Source organism: Streptomyces bluensis (assembly GCF_014650715.1).
GTDB lineage: Bacteria > Actinomycetota > Actinomycetes > Streptomycetales > Streptomycetaceae > Streptomyces > Streptomyces bluensis.
In genome coordinates this window covers 142127-159610 of sequence record NZ_BMVM01000007.1, presented here as the reverse complement: position 1 = coordinate 159610, position 17484 = coordinate 142127, and the positions used below count along the sequence as shown (strand labels likewise).

Genomic DNA, 17484 nt, shown 5'->3' with positions numbered 1-17484 from the left:
AACCCGCACTGATGAGCCGCATCCGAACAAGAACGTCGCTGCTCGCCGCACTGGCGCTGGTGGGCGGTACGACCGGCACCGCGATGGCCGCCGTCCCCGACGACACCGGCGTCCGGGCCGTCCCCTGCACCGTCGACTACAAGATCCAGAACCAGTGGGACTCCGGCTTCACCGCCTCCGTCACGGTCACCAACAACGGCGCCGCCAAGTCGTCGTGGGCCGTGAAGTGGTCGTATGCCGGAAACCAGAAGATCACCAGCGGCTGGAACGCCAATCTCGCCCAGAGCGGCACCGCCGTGACCGCGTCCAACGAGAACTACAACGGGCCGATGTCGACCGGCGGTTCGGTCAGCTTCGGCTTCAACGCCTCCTACAGCGGCAGCAACGCGATCCCGGCCACCTTCATGCTCGACGGCGTGGCCTGCAATGTCGACGACGGCGGGAGCGGCCCCACGGATCCGCCGGACCCCAGCGGCCCGAACGCCAAGGTCGACAACCCGTACTCCGGCGCCAAGGTGTACGTGAATCCGGAGTGGCGGGCGAAGGCCAACGCCGAGCCGGGCGGCAGCCGCATCGCCAACCAGCCCACGGCCGTATGGCTCGACCGGACCGCCGCCATCAACGGGGTGAACGGCGGGATGAGTCTGCGGGCGCACCTCGACGAGGCGCTGCGGCAGAAGGGCTCCGACGAACTGGTCGTCCAACTGGTCATCTACAACCTGCCCGGACGTGACTGCTCCGCCCTCGCCTCCAACGGTGAGCTCGGCCCGACGGAGATCGACAAGTACAAGACGCAGTACATCGACCCGATCGCGGCGATCCTCGCCGACCCGAAGTACGCCTCGCTCAGGATCGTCACGACGGTCGAGATCGACTCGCTGCCGAACCTGGTGACCAACACCGGCAGCCGGCCCACGGCCACCCCGCAGTGCGATGTGATGAAGGCCAACGGCAACTACGTCAAGGGCGTCGGATACGCACTGAACAAGCTCGGCGACGTCGCCAACGTCTACAACTACATCGACGCCGGACACCACGGCTGGCTCGGCTGGGACGACAACTTCGGTCCGTCCGCCAACATCATCAAGGAGGCGGCGACCGCAGAGGGCGCCACGGTGAACGACGTGCACGGCTTCATCACCAACACGGCGAACTACAGCGCCCTGAAGGAGAACAACTACACCATCAACGACAACGTGGCCGGCAAGTCGGTCCGTGAGTCCAAGTGGGTCGACTGGAACCGCTACGTCGACGAGCTGTCCTTCGCCCAGGCCTTCCGCAACCAGCTGGTCTCGGTCGGCTTCAACTCCGGCATCGGCATGCTGATCGACACCTCCCGCAACGGCTGGGGCGGCACCGCGCGGCCCACCGGACCGGGGGCGACGACCAGCGTCGACACGTACGTCGACGGCGGGCGCTACGACCGCCGTATCCACGTCGGCAACTGGTGCAACCAGTCCGGAGCCGGCCTCGGTGAGCGCCCGCAGGCCAACCCGGCGGCCGGGATCGACGCCTACGTGTGGGTGAAGCCCCCGGGTGAGTCCGACGGAGCCAGCTCGTCCATCCCGAACGACGAGGGCAAGGGCTTCGACCGCATGTGCGACCCGACCTACACGGGCAACCCGCGCAACGGCAACAACCTGTCGGGCTCCCTGCCGAACGCGCCGCTGTCCGGGCACTGGTTCTCGGCCCAGTTCCAGGAGCTCATGAAGAACGCGTACCCGGCGCTGTGAGCCGACACATGTCCGGACCCCACGCCCCGGACATGTGAGCGCCTGGTGCACGACGTCCGCCGGGGGCCAGGATTCCTGGGCCGGCCCCCGGCGGACCGATCCGGCCGGAAGCGACCTCTCGCCCGATGTCTCTCACCCGATCTCTCTCGCCCGATTTGCCGAAGCGGCAACGGGAATTGCCGTGGCCGGGTGCGTCGGCGCACGCTGACGGGCATCCGGACGAGAGGGTCTTCACCATGGGACACCACCACAACCACGAGCACCATGATCACGGCGACCGGGACTGGGCCGCCATGGCTCCGCGGCTGGAGGCGGAGGCCGAGCTGTTCTCTCCCCTGTACGCGCGGGCCGCGGCCTGGCTGAGCAAGCGGCAGCCCCATCCGGGGCTCGTCGTCGACGCGGGCAGCGGGCCCGGCGTCGTGGCCTGTGTGCTGGCCGAGGCGTTCCCGGGGGCACGGGTCGTCGCCGCCGACGGTTCCGGCCCCCTCCTCGAACGCGCCCGGGCGCGGGCCGAGCGCCTCGGTGTCGGCGACCGCTTCAGCACGCTGGAGGGCGAACTCCCGGACGCGCTCGGTGACCTGGACTACCCGGTCGATCTGTTCTGGGCGAGCCGGAGCCTGCACCACCTCGCCGACCAGCGGGCGGCTCTCGCGGCGTTCGCCGAGCGGCTGGCGCCCGGCGGCACCCTCGCCCTGCTGGAGGGCGGCCTCCCCGCCCGCTATCTGCCCCGCGACATCGGCATCGGCCGGCCCGGTCTCCAGGCCCGTATCGGCGCCGTCGAGGCCGAGCGGTTCACCGCGATGCGGGCCGAACTCCCCGGCGCCGTCGCGGAGACCGAGGACTGGCCGGGCCTGCTCGCCGCCGTCGGCCTGCACGGCGCCACCAGCCGCACCTTCCTGCTCGACCTGCCCGCCCCGCTGTCCGGTGAGGCCCGCGCGTTCGTCGTGGCCATGTTCCAGCACTACCGCGAAAACCTCGGAGAGCACCTCGACGCGTCCGACCTCGCGACCGTCGACCGGCTCCTCGACCCCGAGGACAAGGCGAGCCTGTACCACCGGCCGGACGTCTTCGTCCTGGCGGCGCACACGATTCATGTGGCGGAGGCGGAGTTGGGGAACCGATAGCGGGACATGCGAAGCGCCCCGGAACCGGACCGGAAGGTCGGGCTCCGGGGCGCTTCGTGCAGCGGTCAGGCCATCGTGTACCGGTCAGACCAGGCTGAACGTCGCCGGGTCCGGGCCGATGCGCCGGTCCTCGTTCAGGGCGCCGATCGCGGCCATGTCCTCCGTGTCGAGGGAGAAGTCGAACACCTCGATGTTCTCCTTGATCCGGGACGGGGTCACGGACTTGGGGATCACGACGTTGCCGATCTGGAGGTGCCAGCGCAGCACGATCTGGGCCGGGGTGCGGCCGTGCTTCTGCGCGATGGCGACGATCGCCGGGACCTCCAGGAGGCCCTTGCCCTGACCGAGCGGCGACCAGGCCTCGGTGGCGATGCCCTGCTCCGCGTGGTACTCACGGGCCGCCTGCTGCTGGAGGTGCGGGTGCAGCTCGATCTGGTTGACCGCGGGGATCACCGAGGTGGCGTCGAGCAGCTGCTCCAGGTGCTCCGGAAGGAAGTTGGAGACACCGATGGCGCGGACGCGGCCGTCCGCGAGCAGCTTCTCGAAGGCCTTGTACGTCTCGACGAACGTGCCCTTGGCCGGCAGCGGCCAGTGGATCAGGTAGAGGTCCACGAACTCCAGGCCCAGCTTCTCCAGTGACGCGTCGAAGGCGCGCAGCGTGGAGTCGTAGCCCTGATCGCTGTTCCAGAGCTTGGTGGTGACGAAGAGATCCTCGCGGGGGATGCCGGAGGCGGCGATGGCCTTGCCGGTGCCCTCTTCGTTGCCGTAGATCGCCGCTGTGTCGATGCTGCGGTACCCGGCCTCCAGCGCGGTGCCGACCGCCTGCTCCGCCTCGTCGTCCGGCACCTGCCAGACGCCGAAGCCCAGCTGGGGCATCTCGACGCCGTTGTTCAGGGTGATCGGGGGGACGTTGCTGCTCACGAGCTCTCGATCCTTCAGTCGTCGGGTGGTACTCCCATCGTCAACGATCACGGGCTCGTTTGCATTCCTGACCGGTGAGCCCTTCGCCTGCATCACAGAATGGCCGGAATGTGCGCAGGGAGTTCACACGTATCGGTCTGGACCATTGACCATGCATCGTCATGCCGCCACCCTGTACTCCCATGGGCGGGCGCGTCAGTGAACGCTGGTCATGTATGTGAATCAGCTCGCGGCTCAGACTCCCGGCTCAGACTCCCGGCTCAGACTCACGACTCACGACGAGGTGATCAGTCATGAGCACCACACGAAGGAAAATCCTGGGCGCCACCCTCGGCGGTGCCGCCGCCGCTGCCGTCGGCCTCCCCGCCGCCTCCACCGCGCACGCCGCCTCCTGGCAGCTGAAGTGGTCCCCGTCGGCGAGCGCCGACGGCCTCGGTGCCTTCGAGACCATCGAGGACGACCGCGCCGACTCGCACACCTCCGCCTCCCCGCACATCTACGCCACGGGCAACAACTGGCGCTTCGACATGCACACCGTCGACCGGGACACCTCGACCGACCGCCAGCGCCAGGAGGTCACCGGACTGCGCAACGGCGGCGGCAGCAACTACCTCAAGTGGACCGAGGGCCAGACCTGGCGGGTCACGTACTCGATGTACCTGCCGAGTTCGCTGAAGGCGACCACCACCTTCACCCACATCATGCAGATGAAGCAGCCGGGCACGGGTTCCGCGCCGATCGTCGTGCAGTCGCTGCGCCGGGTGAACGGGGCCCAGACCATCGAGCTGAAGCTGTTCGAGGACGACATCCTGGTCGGCCGTACCCCTCTCGACCCGCTGCACGACACATGGACGGACGTCGACTTCCAGATCAAGGTCGGCAACGGCTCGGCCGGTTCGGTCCGCTGGATCCTCAAGAGCGGTTCGAGCACCGTCATCGACGCCTCCAAGACCGGCGTGGACACCTTCCTCGCCGACCGCGTCCGCCCCAAGTGGGGCATCTACCGCTCCCTGGGCGACACGTCGGGCTCCCTCCAGAACACCTACATGCTGCTCACCAACCTGCGCGGCTACCAACTCGTCTGACCGCCTCGTCCACCGCCTCGTCCACCGCCTCGTCCACCGCCGGGTCCGCCGCGTCAGCCCGGTACGCCCGTGCCGAGGTACGCCTCCCGCACCCGTGGGTCCGCGCGCACCCCGGCGGGTGTCCCCTCGGCCAGGACCCGGCCCAGGTCGAGGACGACGACCCGGGCGCACAGCGCCATGACGAAGGAGACGTTGTGCTCGACGAGGAGGACGGCACAGCCCTCCTCGGCCGCCAGCCGGAGCACCACGGACTTGAGGGCGCGGCTCTCCTCGGCGGTCATGCCGGAGGCGGGCTCGTCCAGGAGCAGCACCCGGGGCGGGTCCGCGACCGCGCGGGCCAGCTCCAGCATGCGGGCGCGGCCGACGGGCAGGGCCGCCGCGTACGACCCGGCGACCGCGTCCAGACCGCAGGCGGCCAGCACGGCCGCGGCCCGGTCCCGGCGCGCCCTTTCGTAGGGCCGCCGGGCCGGCGCCCCCACCAGGTCGGCGGCGAGGCCGCCGCCACCGCCGCGCCACTCCTGGGCCACGACGAGGTTGTCGGCCACCGTCAACTGGCCGAAGGGCTGCTGCCGTTGGAAGGTGCGCCGCATGCCGTGCCGGGCGCGCCACACGGGGGACCGGCGGGTGATGTCGGAGCCGTCGAGGAGCACACGGCCTGCGTCCGGGCGGCGGATGCCGGACAGGACGTCGAACAGGGTCGTCTTTCCCGCCCCGTTGGGGCCGATGAGCCCGCACACCTCGCCGGGGCGCAGTGTCAGATCCACGCCGTCCAGGGCGCGCACCCCGCCGAAGCGGACGCCCACGCCGGTGGCCCGGAGAACCGGGGCGCTCGTGTTCGTGTTCATGGCCGGCGCACCTCCTGGGGGCGGCCCCCAGGGTCACCGGGGGCGTCATCATGACGTCCCGCACCGCTCGCCCCGATCCCCAGGTACGCCTCCGTCAACCGGTCCGCCTCCACCTCGGCGCGCGGCCCGCACCAGGTCACCCGCCCCTGAGAGAGGTACGCGACCGTGTCGGCGACCTCCAGGACCTCCGCGGCCTTCTCCTCGACGAGCAGCAACGCCGTACCGGCGCTCCTGAGTTCGACGAGGAGGTGGAACACCTCGTCGACCACGCGGGGCGCGAGACCCAGGGACGGTTCGTCCGCGATCAGGACCGCGGGCGGGCGCTGGAGGAGGGGCGCGAGCGCGAGCAACTGCTGTTCGCCACCGGACAACGACCCCGCGGCGACCCCGCGCCGGGCGGCGAGCGCGGCGAAGCGGTCGTAGACGGCGTCACGGTCACCCCTGGCCCGCAGGTGGAGTGCGAGGTTCTCTTCGATGGTCAGCGCCGGGAAGATGCCCCGGCCCTCGGGCGCCAGCAGCACACCGGCCCGCGCCCGCCCCACGGCTCGCTCCCGCGTGAGGTCACGTCCGGCCGCGTACACCTGCCCGGACAGCGGCGGCAGCAGCCCGGCGGCCACCCGGCACAGGGTCGACTTCCCCGCTCCGTTGGGCCCGAGCAGCGCGAGGATCTCACCGGGGCGTACGGCGAGGTCGACGCCGTGCAGGACGGGGGCACCGTCGTATCCGGCGCGCACACCGCGCAGTTGGAGGGCGGCATCCTCGCTGGGCGCCTGCCGGGGCACGGGCGGCTCGGGGGCGGTGCCGTGCGGTTCCGCCGCGGTCCGCCGCCGGTGCAGGCGCGTCGGCAGCGCCGCGCAGTAGCCGTCGGGATCGTGTCCGAGGGCGAGCCCCGCCAGCCCGAACAGGATCACCGGCAGATGCGCCGACTCCGTCACGTAGTCCGCCATGACGTGCGGCATCACCGCGAACACCAGCCCGGCCACCACCGCGTACTGCGGCCGCCGCACCCCCGCGGCCACGACCACCGCGAGCCACACGAGCCCCGTCATCGCCGTGAAGTCGGTCGCTGTGATCCTCGTGCTGTACGACGCGTACATCACGCCCCCGAACCCGGCGAGCCCCGCGGACAGCGTGAACAGCGTCAGCTTGGTGCGTACCACGGAGACGCCGGAGGCCATCGCGGCCGCCGGGGCCGACCGCACCGCCAGCATGGCCCGCCCGGACGGTGAGTCACGCAACGCGCTCAGCGACGCCACGGCCACCGCGACGAGCACGATCATCGCCAGGCCCATCGCCCGGTCGTCGGACAGGTCCAGCGGGCCGAGGACGGGCCGTGGGATCGCCCACCCCGTGTCGCCGTTCCTCAGCCAGCCCATCTGGAAGAGCACCTGATCCGCGAGGAAGGCCAGCGCGAGCGTCGCGAGGGCCAGCGACCTGCCGCCCAGCCGCAGCGCGGGCAGCGCCACCAGCGCGCCCAGCACGGCTGCCGCGCACGTGCCCACGGCGGCCGCCGCCGCGAACGGCCACCCGTGGCTCATCAGCAGCCCCGCCACCAGCGCCGCGGCCGTCACGAACGTCGCCTGCGCCAGGGACACCATCGCCCCCAGCCCCGTCACCACCGTGAAGGACACGAACACCAGCGAGATCGCGAGCCCTTGGGCGATGATGCCGCTCCAGAAGGGGGTGGTCACCGTGTAGAGCGCCACGGCCAGCAGCACGGCCGCCACCGTCCAGGGACCCCACCGCCGTGCCCACGACCGCCCCGCCAGGTGGTCCACGGGCGGCGCGTCGGCCGTCGCGGTCCCCGCCGTCCGCTGCCGCCGGGTGAGCACCAGCAGGCCCGCGAAGAGGATCAGGAACGGTACGGCCGTACGGAACCCGGTGATCCGCTCGGCGAACGACGCGTACCCCGCGACCAGGTTCTGCAGCACCCCGAGCCCGAGCCCGCCCGCGAAGGCGAGCGGGACCGAGGCGAAGCGGCCCAGCACGGCGGCCGTGGCCGACACGAACAGGAACAGAGTGAAGTCGTGCGCCGACAGGCCGAGCAGGGGAGTGGCCAGCACACCCGCCAGCCCCGCCAGCCCGCTCGACACCATCCACGCCACCGACGACAGCCGGTCCGCGCTCATGCCGCGCAACTCCACCAGCGACCGGTTGTCGACGGCCGCGCGCAGCCGCAGCCCCAGCGGGGTGTGCCGCATCAGCACCCACAGCCCCACGGCCACCACGGCCGTCACCACCCAGGTGATCAGCTGGTCGGAGTCGATCCCGACCCCGTCCGTCAGGTGCCAGGACGCGGCCGGGCTCGGCCCGACCCCGGGCAGCCCGAACTGGTTCTCGGCCGGCGTGACCGGTGCCCCCGCGTCCTCAAGCAACTCCACGGTCCACAGCCCGAGCGCCGGCAGCGCCACCAGCAGCCCGATGGTGGCCACGATCTGGGCCGTCTCACCGACCCGCGCCAGCTTGCGGAACATCAGCCGGTCCAGGCACCAGCCCAGCCCGGGTGCGACGACGCACACCAGCAGCAGGGCCGTCGGCACCGCGGGCCAACCGAACCCGGAGTGCAGCTCGTAGAAGGTCAGCGCACACAGGTAGGCGGTGGCGCCGTGCGCGAAGTTGAACAGCCCCGAGGCCGAGTACGACAGCACGAGCCCGCTCGCCAGCAGCGCGTACAACGCGCCGGAGACCAGTCCGCTCAGTACGAACCCCAGCAGGTCGGACATCCCCATCCCTCCCGGGGGCAGCTAGGTGAAGGGAATCGGCGAGTAGCACGTGAAGGGCGCCGACACCACGTACGTCCCGTCCTTCAGCTGGACCAGCGCCCCGCACCCGAAGGACTCCTTCTGCCCCTTGGGCTCGGCCCGGTCGCCGACCAGCGTGCCCGTGTCGGAGAAGCCCTTCGCCGCCTTCTGGAAGGACCCCGCGGTCAGGTTCCTGCCCGCCTTCCGGGCGATGGCGAGGAAGAGATCCGCGGACATGTAACCGGTCATCATGTGCATGTTGAGCTGCACGTCCTTCCCTGCCGCCTTCCGGATGTCCGCCCGGAACCGCCGCATGTCCGCGCTGTCCTGCTCGAACGGCTGGAACTGCGTGAGCACGTGCACCCCGTCCAGCGCCTGCGCGGTCGCGTCCTTGGCGAGCAGCGCCGGGTCGTAGTCGGTGGGATCGGAGAGCACGCCCCGGTAGCCGGTCCGTTTGACGGCGGTGAACAGGCCGATGTTGTACGGCGTCTGCATCACCGACACCACGGCGTCCGGGGCCTTCCCGCCGTCGCTGCGCAGGATCTCCTTCGTGTAGGCCGACCAGTCGCTCGGCACGGACCCGGCGGGGACGGCCGCCTTCGCGTACGTCACCTCGTAGCCCGCCGAGAGGAAGCTCTGCTTGTAGGTGCGGATCGCGAACGTGCCGGCGTCGCTGTCGTTGGCGAGGATCGCCACCGACTTGCCGTCGGAGCCGCCCATCACCTTCTTCAGGCCCTCCGGCCAGGTCTGCGAGATGGTCCCTCCGGGGGTGGGGACCATGCAGCCGCCGAAGCCGTAGATGTAGCTGGGCCCGCAGAACGAGGGCAGGGTGCCCCAGCCGAAGGTCGGCACCTTCTGCTGCTGCAGGAAGTCGGCGCCGGAGAAGGTGGTGGAACTCATGGGCGCGATCGCGAACACCTCGTCCTGCTGGACGAGTTTCCGCGCGGCCGCGAGGTTCTTCGCCGGGTCCTGCCCGTCGTCCTCCGCGCCCAGGTAGTCGATGGTCCGCCCGCCCACCCCGCCCTCGGCGTTGGCCCGGTTGAACCGCGCCTTCGCGCCCAGGTCCGTGTCCTTCTTCGAGTACCCCGTACTCGTGGTCATCGAGACGATCCCGCCGACCCGGACCGAGTCGTCGGTCACTCCCCGGACGGCGCCTGAGCCGGCCTTTCCGGAACTGCCGCTGTTCGCGGCGGAGTTGCAGGAGGTGACGAGCAACAGCCCGGCCACGACGGCGGTGATGGCACGGATCGAACGCGACACGGTCGGCCCCCTTGCGTCGGGTGACCGAAAGCGTGCGGCAGATCTGATGGATCGTCAATAACTGCTGCGGCTGGAACTGGGGAGCCGTCAGGAAACGCTGACCTCGGGGCTCACGCCCGGTACAGCGCCTCGACCTCCACCGCGTACGCGTTCTCGATCGACTTCCGTTTCAGCTTCAGCGACGGCGTGAGCAACCCGTGCTCCTCGGTGAACTGGTGGGCGAGTATCCGGAACGTACGGATCGACTCGGCCTGCGACACCAGGGTGTTGGCCGCGACCACGGCCCGCCGTACCTCGGTCTCCAGATCGGGGTCCCGCACCAGTTGGGCCGGAGTCATCTTCGGCTTGTCCCGCATCTGCAGCCAGTGCTCCACGGCCTCCCCGTCGAGCGTGACGAGGGCCGCTATGTACGGCCGGTCGTTGCCGACGACGATGCACTGGGCGACCAGCGGATGGTCCCGTACCCGCTCCTCCAGCAGGCCGGGGGAGACGCTCTTGCCGCCCGAGGTCACCAGGATCTCCTTCTTGCGCCCGGTGATGGTGAGGTAGCCGTCCTGGTCGAGCGAGCCGAGGTCACCGGTGGCCAGCCAGCCGTCGTGCAGCGCCTCGTCGGTGGCCTTGGGGTTGTTGAGGTACCCCTGGAAGACGTTGTCGCCGCGCAGCCAGATCTCGCCGTCGTCCGAGATGTGCACGGTCATGCCCGGGATGGGCTGCCCGACCGTGCCGTACCGGGTGCGCTCGGGCGGGTTGGCGGTCGCGGCCGCGGTGGACTCCGTGAGGCCGTACCCCTCGTAGATGGAAACGCCCGCGCCCGCGAAGAACAGGCCGAGCCGCCGGTCCATCGCAGAGCCGCCGGACATCGCGTGCCGCACACGTCCGCCCATCGCGGCCCTGATCTTGGAGTAGACGAGCTTGTCGAAGATCTGGTGCTGCAGGCGCAGGCCGGCCGAGGGGCCTGGTCCGATGCCCCACGCCTTCGCCTCCATGGCGTCCGCGTAGTTCACGGCGACCTCGACGGCCTTCTCGAACGCGCCGGCCCTGCCCTCCTTCTCGGCCTTGCGGCGCGCGGCGTTGAAGACCTTCTCGAAGATGTACGGCACGGCCAGGAAGAAGGTCGGCCGGAAGGCGGCCAGGTCGGGCAGCAGCGCCGCCGCGTTGAGCTGGGGCTGGTGGCCGAACTTGACCTTCCCGCGGATCCCGGCGACCTGCACCATGCGCCCGAAGACATGGGCGAGCGGCAGGAACAGCAGGGTCGCCGCCTCGTCGCCCTTCCTGGAGTGGAAGAGGGGCTTCCAGCGTTCGATGACGGTGTCCGCCTGGAACATGAAGTTCCCGTGGCTGATGACGCAGCCCTTGGGGCGGCCGGTGGTGCCGGACGTGTAGATGATCGTCGCGGTGGACTCCGGGGTGACCGCGCGCCGGTGCCGGTGCACCACGTCGTCGTCGAGGTGCGCGCCCGCCTCGTACAGCTCCTGTACGGCGCCCGCGTCGAGCTGCCACAGCTTGTGCAGTGCCGGAAGCCGGTCGACGACGGTGGCGACCGTCATCGCGTGGTCCTCGTGCTCCACCATCACGGCCGACACCTGCGCGTCGTGCAGCATCCAGAAGACCTGCTCGGCGGAGGACGTGGGGTAGACCGGGACGACCTGGGCGCCGACGGACCACAGGGCGAAGTCGAAGAGTGTCCACTCGTAGCGCGTACGGCACATGATGGCGACCCGGTCGCCGAAACGTATGCCCTGGGCGAGGAGCCCCTTGGCGAGGGCGAGCACCTCGTCGCGGAACCCGGCGGAGGTGACGTCCCGCCACCGTCCCCGCTCGTCCTTGCGGCCGAGCGCGACATACCGGGGGTCGTCCCGGGCGTACTCGTAGACGACGTCGGCCAGGCCGCCCACCGGCGGTGCCGACGCCAACGGAGGGTTGGTGAACTCGCGCAATCCCGCTCCTCGTGGCGCTCCCCACAGCGCCGTGAAAGCTACCCCACCTGCGGACGGGGCGGGAGGGGCGTCCGAACGTGTCAACGGGGTGGCACCGGCCCCCGGCTGCCTGCGGAAATGCCCGCACAGGGGGAGAGTCCGGACAGAATTTCCTACGGTGGGGTAAGTTTCGAGCCCGTAATCTCCACCGAATCTGTACGGCGCGGTTACGGTGCGCGTCGGTGCGGACACGATCCGGAAGACCTTGTTCCGTGTGCGGGGCGTGGCCGGCGTGGTGGCCGCTGGGGCCGGGTCACGCCGCTTCGGTTCCCGGCCCCAGCGGCGGTCCGTCGCGCGGCTTCGCGGCTTCCTCCGCCGGTGCGTGCTCACGGACGACGTCCTGCGTGGTCCGCGGGGCACGCCCCAACACCTGTACCAGCGCACCGGCCGCCGCCACCGTCACACCCCCCGCCACATCGCCCGTGTCCGGCCGGGAAGTGACGGCCGCCCGCCTCCGACGGTCAGCCCCGCCGCCCGGGGTGCAGCCGGTCCCCGCCGGACAGGATCGCCGCCGCGAGCGCGTCCGCGGCGCCCCGTTCCGCGCCGTGCCGCCGCCCGTGGACGATGACGAAGTCGACCTCGCCCAGCTCGGGCAGGCCGGCCCGGTCGGGCACCCGGACCAGGCCCGGGGGCACCAGCCCGTGCGAGTGCGCCATCACCCCGAGGCCCGCGCGGGCCGCTGCGATCAGCCCGTTGAGGCTGCCGCTCGTGCACGCGATGCGCCAGGCGCGGCCCTCGCGCTCCAGCGCCTCCAGAGCCAGCGCCCGGGTGATCCCCGGCGGCGGGTACACGATGAGCGGCACCGGCCGCTCGGGGTCCAGGCGCAGCCGCTCCGCACCGATCCAGACCAGCCGGTCGTGCCAGACCAGTTCACCGCGCGGGTCCTGGGGCCGCCGCTTGGCCAGCACCAGGTCGAGTTTGCCCGCGGCGAGCTGCTCGTGCAGGGTCCCGGACAGCTCCACCGTCAGCTCCAGATCCACCTCGGGGTGGTCGCTGCGGAAGCGCTCCAGGATCTCCGGGAGCCGGGTCAGCACGAAGTCCTCGGAGGCCCCGAAGCGCAGGCGTCCGCGCAGCCGGGTGCCCGTGAAGAACGCCGTCGCCTGTTCCTGCACCTCCAGCAGCCGGCGCGCGAAACCGAGCATCGCCTCGCCGTCCTCCGTCAGCTCCACGGAGTGGGTGTCCCGCGAGAACAGCTGCCGCCCGGTGGCGTCCTCCAGGCGGCGCACATGCTGGCTGACCGTGGACTGGCGCAGCCCGAGCCGGCGGGCGGCCTGTGTGAAGCTCAGCGTCTGGGCCACCGCGAGGAACGTGCGCAGATGGGAGGGGTCGTACATGGCGACCAGCGTAGTGCGCGGTCATCACGAAATCCGATGACAGTGAGAGCGGTATACCGGATTCCCGATCGCGGTGATCAGGAGGACCATGGAGAGGGCACGATCCAGCCCCGAGACGATCCCGGGACGATCAGAACCAAGCGATCGGAACCGGGCGATCGAGAACCAAGCAAGTAACGAGAACCAAGCAGTTTCAAGAACCAAGCAGTTTCAAGAACCAAGCAAGTGGAGCACCGTGAAACGCCTGCAGTGGCCCAGCCGGCTGCCGATCGACCCGTACATCCTGCTGTTGCTCGGGACGGTGGGTGTCGCCGCTCTCCTCCCGGCCCGGGGTACGGCCGCCGACGTCGCCTCGGGGGCGTCCACGGCCGCGATCGCCCTGCTGTTCTTCCTCTACGGTGTCCGGCTCTCCACCCGTGACGCACTCAACGGACTGAAGCACTGGCGGCTGCACGTCACCGTCCTCGCCTGCACCTTCGTGATCTTCCCGCTGCTCGGCCTCGCCGCCCGCGCGCTCGAACCGGTGTTCCTGACGCACTCCCTCTACACCGGTCTCCTCTTCCTGACCCTCGTGCCGTCGACCATCCAGTCGTCGATCGCGTTCACCTCGATGGCGCGCGGCAACGTGCCCGCCGCGATCTGCGCGGGCTCCTTCTCCTCCCTCGCCGGCATCGTCATCACCCCGCTTCTCGCGGCGAGCCTGCTCGGCAGCAGCGCGGGCGGGTTCGCCGCGGACTCGCTCGTCGAGATCGTGCTGCAACTGCTGGTGCCGTTCGCCGCGGGGCAGATCGCGCGCCGCTGGATCGGCGGCTTCATCGCCCGGCACCGGAAGGTCGTGGGCCTCGTCGACCGCGGCTCGATCCTCCTCGTCGTCTACGTCGCGTTCAGCGAGGGCATGGTGCGGGGCATCTGGCACCAGGTCAGCCCCGTACGGCTCGGCGGCCTGCTGGTCGTGGAGGCCGTACTGCTCGCGGTGATGCTGGCGCTCACCTGGTACGGCGGGAAGGCACTGCGGTTCAGCCGTGAGGACCGCATCGCCCTCCAGTTCGCGGGCTCGAAGAAGTCCCTCGCCTCCGGGCTGCCCATGGCGAGCGTGCTCTTCGGCGCCCAGGCGTCCCTCGCCGTGCTGCCGCTGATGCTCTTCCACCAGATGCAGCTCATGGTGTGCGCGGTCATCGCCAAGCGCCGCTCCCACGACCCGGTGGAGCCGGAGCTCACCCAGGAGCGAGACGAAGCGATACGAACCGCGGTCGGTACAGGGACACGTTCCGGCTGAGGTTCACCTGCGCCGACGTGGCATTCGCGGTCAGCCAGTTGACGTCATAGCTGAGCACGAGCCGACTGCCGCCGCCGCTGAGCGCCTCGTGGGCCTGCGGGTTGTACGCCGCCACCTCCCCGGCGGGCAGGGGCGGGCGGAAACCCTTCCCGGGGCCGTGCCAGGGGCCGGTGGGCGAGCAGGACCAGTACGAGGTGACCGTGGTCAGGCCCCGGATGCCCGCGGCCATCGTGAACAGCACGTACGTACGGCCGTCGCGGACCACCGTGAACGCGCTGCCCACACCCCGTCGCCGCCCGTCCCCGAGCACCGGCTCGGGCCGGCCGCGCACCGCCCACCGGCCGCCGTCCCAGTACTCCCACGCACCGGGCTCCCCGAGCCTGCCGCGCGGCACCCGGGCGACGTACGCCTGCGACACCCGGCGGGAGACGGCCTGCGCGTCGTTCCCGCCGAAGACGTAGGTCCAGGCGCCCGCGTCGACGGCCGTCGTCCCGAACAGCGTCCGCCGGGCCGGGTCGGCGACCGACCGCTGGTCCAGGACCGTCCTGATGCCCTCAAGGCGGAGACCGGGCAGCGAGAGCGTGGCGACCTCGGTGGCCGTGGGAACGCCGTAGATCCACGGGGCCTGCCCGGCCGCGCGGGTCCACAGAAGAACCCTCACCACCCTCTCCGCCGAGCCGGGGGAGCGCGGCTCGACGCGCGCCGCGACCGGCCAGCGCCACTGCTGAGGGGCCGGGTCCGGGAAGACCGGGGCGGGCAGGGTGGACAGCAGCCGACCGGAATCGGACATCACCACGGCCGAGTTGCGCACCAGCGGCGTCGAGGTGTCCCGCCACGCGACGGACTCGCCGACCGGATTGGGCGGCCCGTGCACCCGGCCGAGATACGTGTCCGAGAACAGCCACAGCACGCGCCCGTCCGGCAGCCGCACCGAGTGGGTGCCGTCGCCGCCGGTCCAGTCGTCGGTGCGCGTGCCGTCGTCCCCGTACCGCGCGAACTCGCCCGTGAGCGCGCTGTCCGCACGCCAGGTCCGGACCGTACGGGCCCCGCACGTGCCGCCGCCCTCCCGGTCGTCCGGGAGGGCGGTGAGCAGCACGGCGGCGAGGACCAGCGCCAGGAGAAGCCCCAGCCCGGTCCCCGTCCGCCCTCGTGCTCGTGCGTCGTCGTCGGGCACGGACGGGACGTTAGTGGTCCGCGCGTACCCGGTCCACCCGGTCCATGGGCAGCCACAGGACCGAGCCGCGGGCCGCCGTGCCTGCCGCGCCCGGCTTTCGCAGACCGGTCAGCTCTTCGTCACCGAGCGCCCGGTCGTAGACGCGCACGTCGTCGATCGCCCCGTCGAAGAACGCCCGGCTGTCCATTTTCTGCCCTATGTGGACCCCGAAGGGTGAGTTCCGGCTGACCGACCCGGGTGCGTCCGCCGTACCGACCGCCGTCCCGTCGATGAACAGCGTCAGCTGCCCTCCGCCGCGCCGCAGCGCGAGGTGGTGCCACCGGCCGTCGTTGTAGGCACCGGCCGTGCGCACGGACGCCGACCTGGGCGGGGAGGACCCCTCCCGCACGGTGATCAGGCCCTGGATACGGTCCGACGCGGGCTCGCCGCGCAGCCACACCTGGGGCTGCGTCGTCCCGACACCGCCCATCCACAGCAGCGGCTGCTCACCGGTCGTGGCCGAGTAGCGGAACCACAGGGACGCGGTGAAGTCCCTCGTCCCGAGCGGGAGCCGCGGGCTGTACGGCAGGCGTACGGCGTCGTCGGTGCCGTCGAACTCGATCGCGCCGCCGAACACGCCGTCCGTCGCGCGGGCCCCGCCGAGCACGAGCGCGGGCCTGCCGCCGGCCGCCCGGTCGGCCGTGGTCGGGTCCGGGCCTCGGCGCGACTCCAGCCAGTTCTCGGTGAAGCGGGCGAAGCGGATCTCGTCGCGGGCGTCGACCGCACCGCCCTCGTACATCAACCCCACGGTGTCCGCGCCGATCTGCACCATGTCGGAGTAACCGGACCAGTCCGTGGTGATCACGGTGCCGCGGTCCACGCTGTCCCAGGTGCGGCCGCCGTCGTAGGAGGAGCGGATCATCATGGTCCGCCGGCGGTCCGGGTCGCCGGGGCAGGCGAGCAGCAGCCGCTTCCCGAGGCGGAGCGAGGAGCCCTGTACCTGCGGCGTGTAGAAGTCGGGGAGAGCCCGGAAGGGGGAGTCGAAGCTGTCGCCGCCGTCGCGGCTGACGGTCTGGGTGCGATGGCCGAGGTCGGTCCCGTCCTGTTCGCGTCCGCTGACGAAGACTGAACCGTCCTGGCGTTCGGTGAGCGTCAGCTCGGAGGGCTTCTGGCGGAACGTGCCGTCGTCCGCGATCGGCCACGAGTCCGTGGCGCCGGTGCGCCAGTGCTCGCCGCCGTCGTCGCTGACGATGAGGGCGGCGTGGTTGGCGGTGACGCGGGTGCCGTCCCAGGTCTCGGCGTTGACGCCGAAGACCAGCCGGCCGGCGTGCTTGCCGCGGCTGAGCTGGATGCCGTGCACCGGGCCGGTGGCGTACCAGGAGTTCCAGTGCGGCGGCAGGATCTCCGCACTCAGGTCACGCGGCTGTGACCACGTGAGACCGTCGTCGTCGCTGTACTGGAGGTGCGGGGTGCGGTCGCACGGCACCTGGCAGCTGGCGCTGTCCTTACGGCCCGTGTTGTACGTCTCGGCGAGGACGATGCGGCCGGTCTCGCGGTCCACGATCGGCGCGGGGTTGCCGTGTGTGTCGCCCGCGCCCTCGTTGACGACCCGGAGCGGGCCCCAGGTGCGGCCCCCGTCGGTGGAACGCTTGACCACGATGTCGATGTCGGCCGCGTCCCCGCAGTTGAGCACGCGGCCCTCGGCGAACGCCAGGAGCGTGCCCTTCGTGGTCCTCACGATCGCAGGGATCCGGAAGCAGGCGTAGCCGGGGTCCTGCGAGGCCTTGAAGAGGATCTGCTGGTCGAACTGCCCGGTCGCGGGCTCCGCGCCGGCTGCCACCCTCGCCGGTTCGGCGCCCGCCGGTCCGGGCGACACGAGTAAGGCGGCCACGGCGAGAAAGGCGGTGAGTGTGGCGGTGACGAGCGCTCTCAGACGTGCACGGTGACTTGACGGCATGGTGCGGCCCGCCCTTCATGCGTCTAGACAAACAGGACATCGGACATCCCACGTCCAACGTGCGGGGCCACAGACGCTA

Annotated in this window: 12 protein-coding genes; 4 read left to right on the top strand and 8 right to left on the bottom strand. The window is 71.2% G+C overall.

The features are described 5' to 3' along the window. Positions 1 to 11: 11 nt before the first annotated feature. Together IE262_RS19370 and IE262_RS19365 are read left to right on the top strand one after the other, a co-directional pair. On the top strand, positions 12 to 1733 hold the full coding sequence (locus IE262_RS19370; RefSeq protein WP_189875147.1) for a glycoside hydrolase family 6 protein: 1722 nt from the start codon (positions 12 to 14) through the stop codon (positions 1731 to 1733). 236 nt (positions 1734 to 1969) lie between these two features. Further along, on the top strand, positions 1970 to 2857 hold the full coding sequence (locus tag IE262_RS19365; protein WP_189875145.1) for a class I SAM-dependent methyltransferase: 888 nt from the start codon (positions 1970 to 1972) through the stop codon (positions 2855 to 2857). Between the two features lie 84 nt (positions 2858 to 2941). Here the strand turns inward: IE262_RS19365 and IE262_RS19360 are convergent, their stop codons facing one another. Next, on the bottom strand, positions 2942 to 3778 hold the full coding sequence (locus IE262_RS19360; RefSeq protein ID WP_134027952.1) for an aldo/keto reductase: 837 nt from the start codon (positions 3776 to 3778) through the stop codon (positions 2942 to 2944). A gap of 293 nt (positions 3779 to 4071) precedes the next feature. Here IE262_RS19360 and IE262_RS19355 point away from each other — a divergent pair, with 293 nt between their 5' ends. Continuing rightward, on the top strand, positions 4072 to 4863 hold the full coding sequence (locus IE262_RS19355; RefSeq protein ID WP_189875143.1) for a polysaccharide lyase family protein: 792 nt from the start codon (positions 4072 to 4074) through the stop codon (positions 4861 to 4863). 53 nt (positions 4864 to 4916) lie between these two features. Here the strand turns inward: IE262_RS19355 and IE262_RS19350 are convergent, their stop codons facing one another. From IE262_RS19350 to IE262_RS19330, 5 genes are all read right to left on the bottom strand, one after another. After that, a complete protein-coding gene (locus IE262_RS19350; protein WP_189875142.1) occupies positions 4917 to 5708 on the bottom strand; it encodes an ABC transporter ATP-binding protein in 792 nt (263 codons plus the stop codon). Next, positions 5705 to 8431, bottom strand: coding sequence for an ABC transporter permease subunit (locus IE262_RS19345; RefSeq protein WP_189875140.1), 2727 nt, complete (start codon positions 8429 to 8431; stop codon positions 5705 to 5707). Before IE262_RS19345 ends, IE262_RS19350 begins: the two co-directional genes overlap by 4 nt. A gap of 21 nt (positions 8432 to 8452) precedes the next feature. After that, on the bottom strand, positions 8453 to 9709 hold the full coding sequence (locus IE262_RS19340) for an ABC transporter substrate-binding protein (RefSeq protein WP_189875138.1): 1257 nt from the start codon (positions 9707 to 9709) through the stop codon (positions 8453 to 8455). A gap of 110 nt (positions 9710 to 9819) precedes the next feature. Continuing rightward, positions 9820 to 11646, bottom strand: coding sequence for an AMP-dependent synthetase/ligase (locus IE262_RS19335; RefSeq protein WP_134027942.1), 1827 nt, complete (start codon positions 11644 to 11646; stop codon positions 9820 to 9822). Positions 11647 to 12146: 500 nt separating this feature from the next. Next, entirely contained in the window at positions 12147 to 13019 is an 873-nt protein-coding gene (locus tag IE262_RS19330; RefSeq protein ID WP_134027940.1) for a LysR substrate-binding domain-containing protein, read from the bottom strand. A 235-nt stretch (positions 13020 to 13254) separates the two neighbouring features. Here IE262_RS19330 and IE262_RS19325 point away from each other — a divergent pair, with 235 nt between their 5' ends. After that, positions 13255 to 14295, top strand: a complete 1041-nt coding sequence (locus tag IE262_RS19325) for a bile acid:sodium symporter family protein (protein ID WP_134027938.1) — start codon at positions 13255 to 13257, stop codon at positions 14293 to 14295. On the opposite strand, the gene IE262_RS19320 is transcribed toward IE262_RS19325, so the two are convergent. Together IE262_RS19320 and IE262_RS19315 are read right to left on the bottom strand one after the other, a co-directional pair. Next, positions 14234 to 15469: a DUF5005 domain-containing protein gene (locus tag IE262_RS19320; protein WP_189875136.1), complete on the bottom strand. Its 1236-nt coding sequence runs from the start codon at positions 15467 to 15469 to the stop codon at positions 14234 to 14236. The genes IE262_RS19325 and IE262_RS19320 overlap by 62 nt on opposite strands. A gap of 10 nt (positions 15470 to 15479) precedes the next feature. Beyond that, complete coding sequence (locus tag IE262_RS19315; protein ID WP_189875134.1) at positions 15480 to 17405, bottom strand: sialidase family protein; 1926 nt, start codon at positions 17403 to 17405, stop codon at positions 15480 to 15482. Between the last annotated feature and the right edge of the window lie 79 nt (positions 17406 to 17484).

Coding starts and splice junctions, on each gene's coding strand:
- IE262_RS19370 (WP_189875147.1), top strand. CDS start 12: ATGAGCCGCATCCGAACAAGAACGTCGCTGCTCGCCGCACTGGCGCTG.
- IE262_RS19365 (WP_189875145.1), top strand. CDS start 1,970: ATGGGACACCACCACAACCACGAGCACCATGATCACGGCGACCGGGAC.
- IE262_RS19355 (WP_189875143.1), top strand. CDS start 4,072: ATGAGCACCACACGAAGGAAAATCCTGGGCGCCACCCTCGGCGGTGCC.
- IE262_RS19350 (WP_189875142.1), bottom strand. CDS start 5,708: ATGAACACGAACACGAGCGCCCCGGTTCTCCGGGCCACCGGCGTGGGC.
- IE262_RS19345 (WP_189875140.1), bottom strand. CDS start 8,431: ATGTCCGACCTGCTGGGGTTCGTACTGAGCGGACTGGTCTCCGGCGCG.
- IE262_RS19330 (WP_134027940.1), bottom strand. CDS start 13,019: ATGTACGACCCCTCCCATCTGCGCACGTTCCTCGCGGTGGCCCAGACG.
- IE262_RS19315 (WP_189875134.1), bottom strand. CDS start 17,405: ATGCCGTCAAGTCACCGTGCACGTCTGAGAGCGCTCGTCACCGCCACA.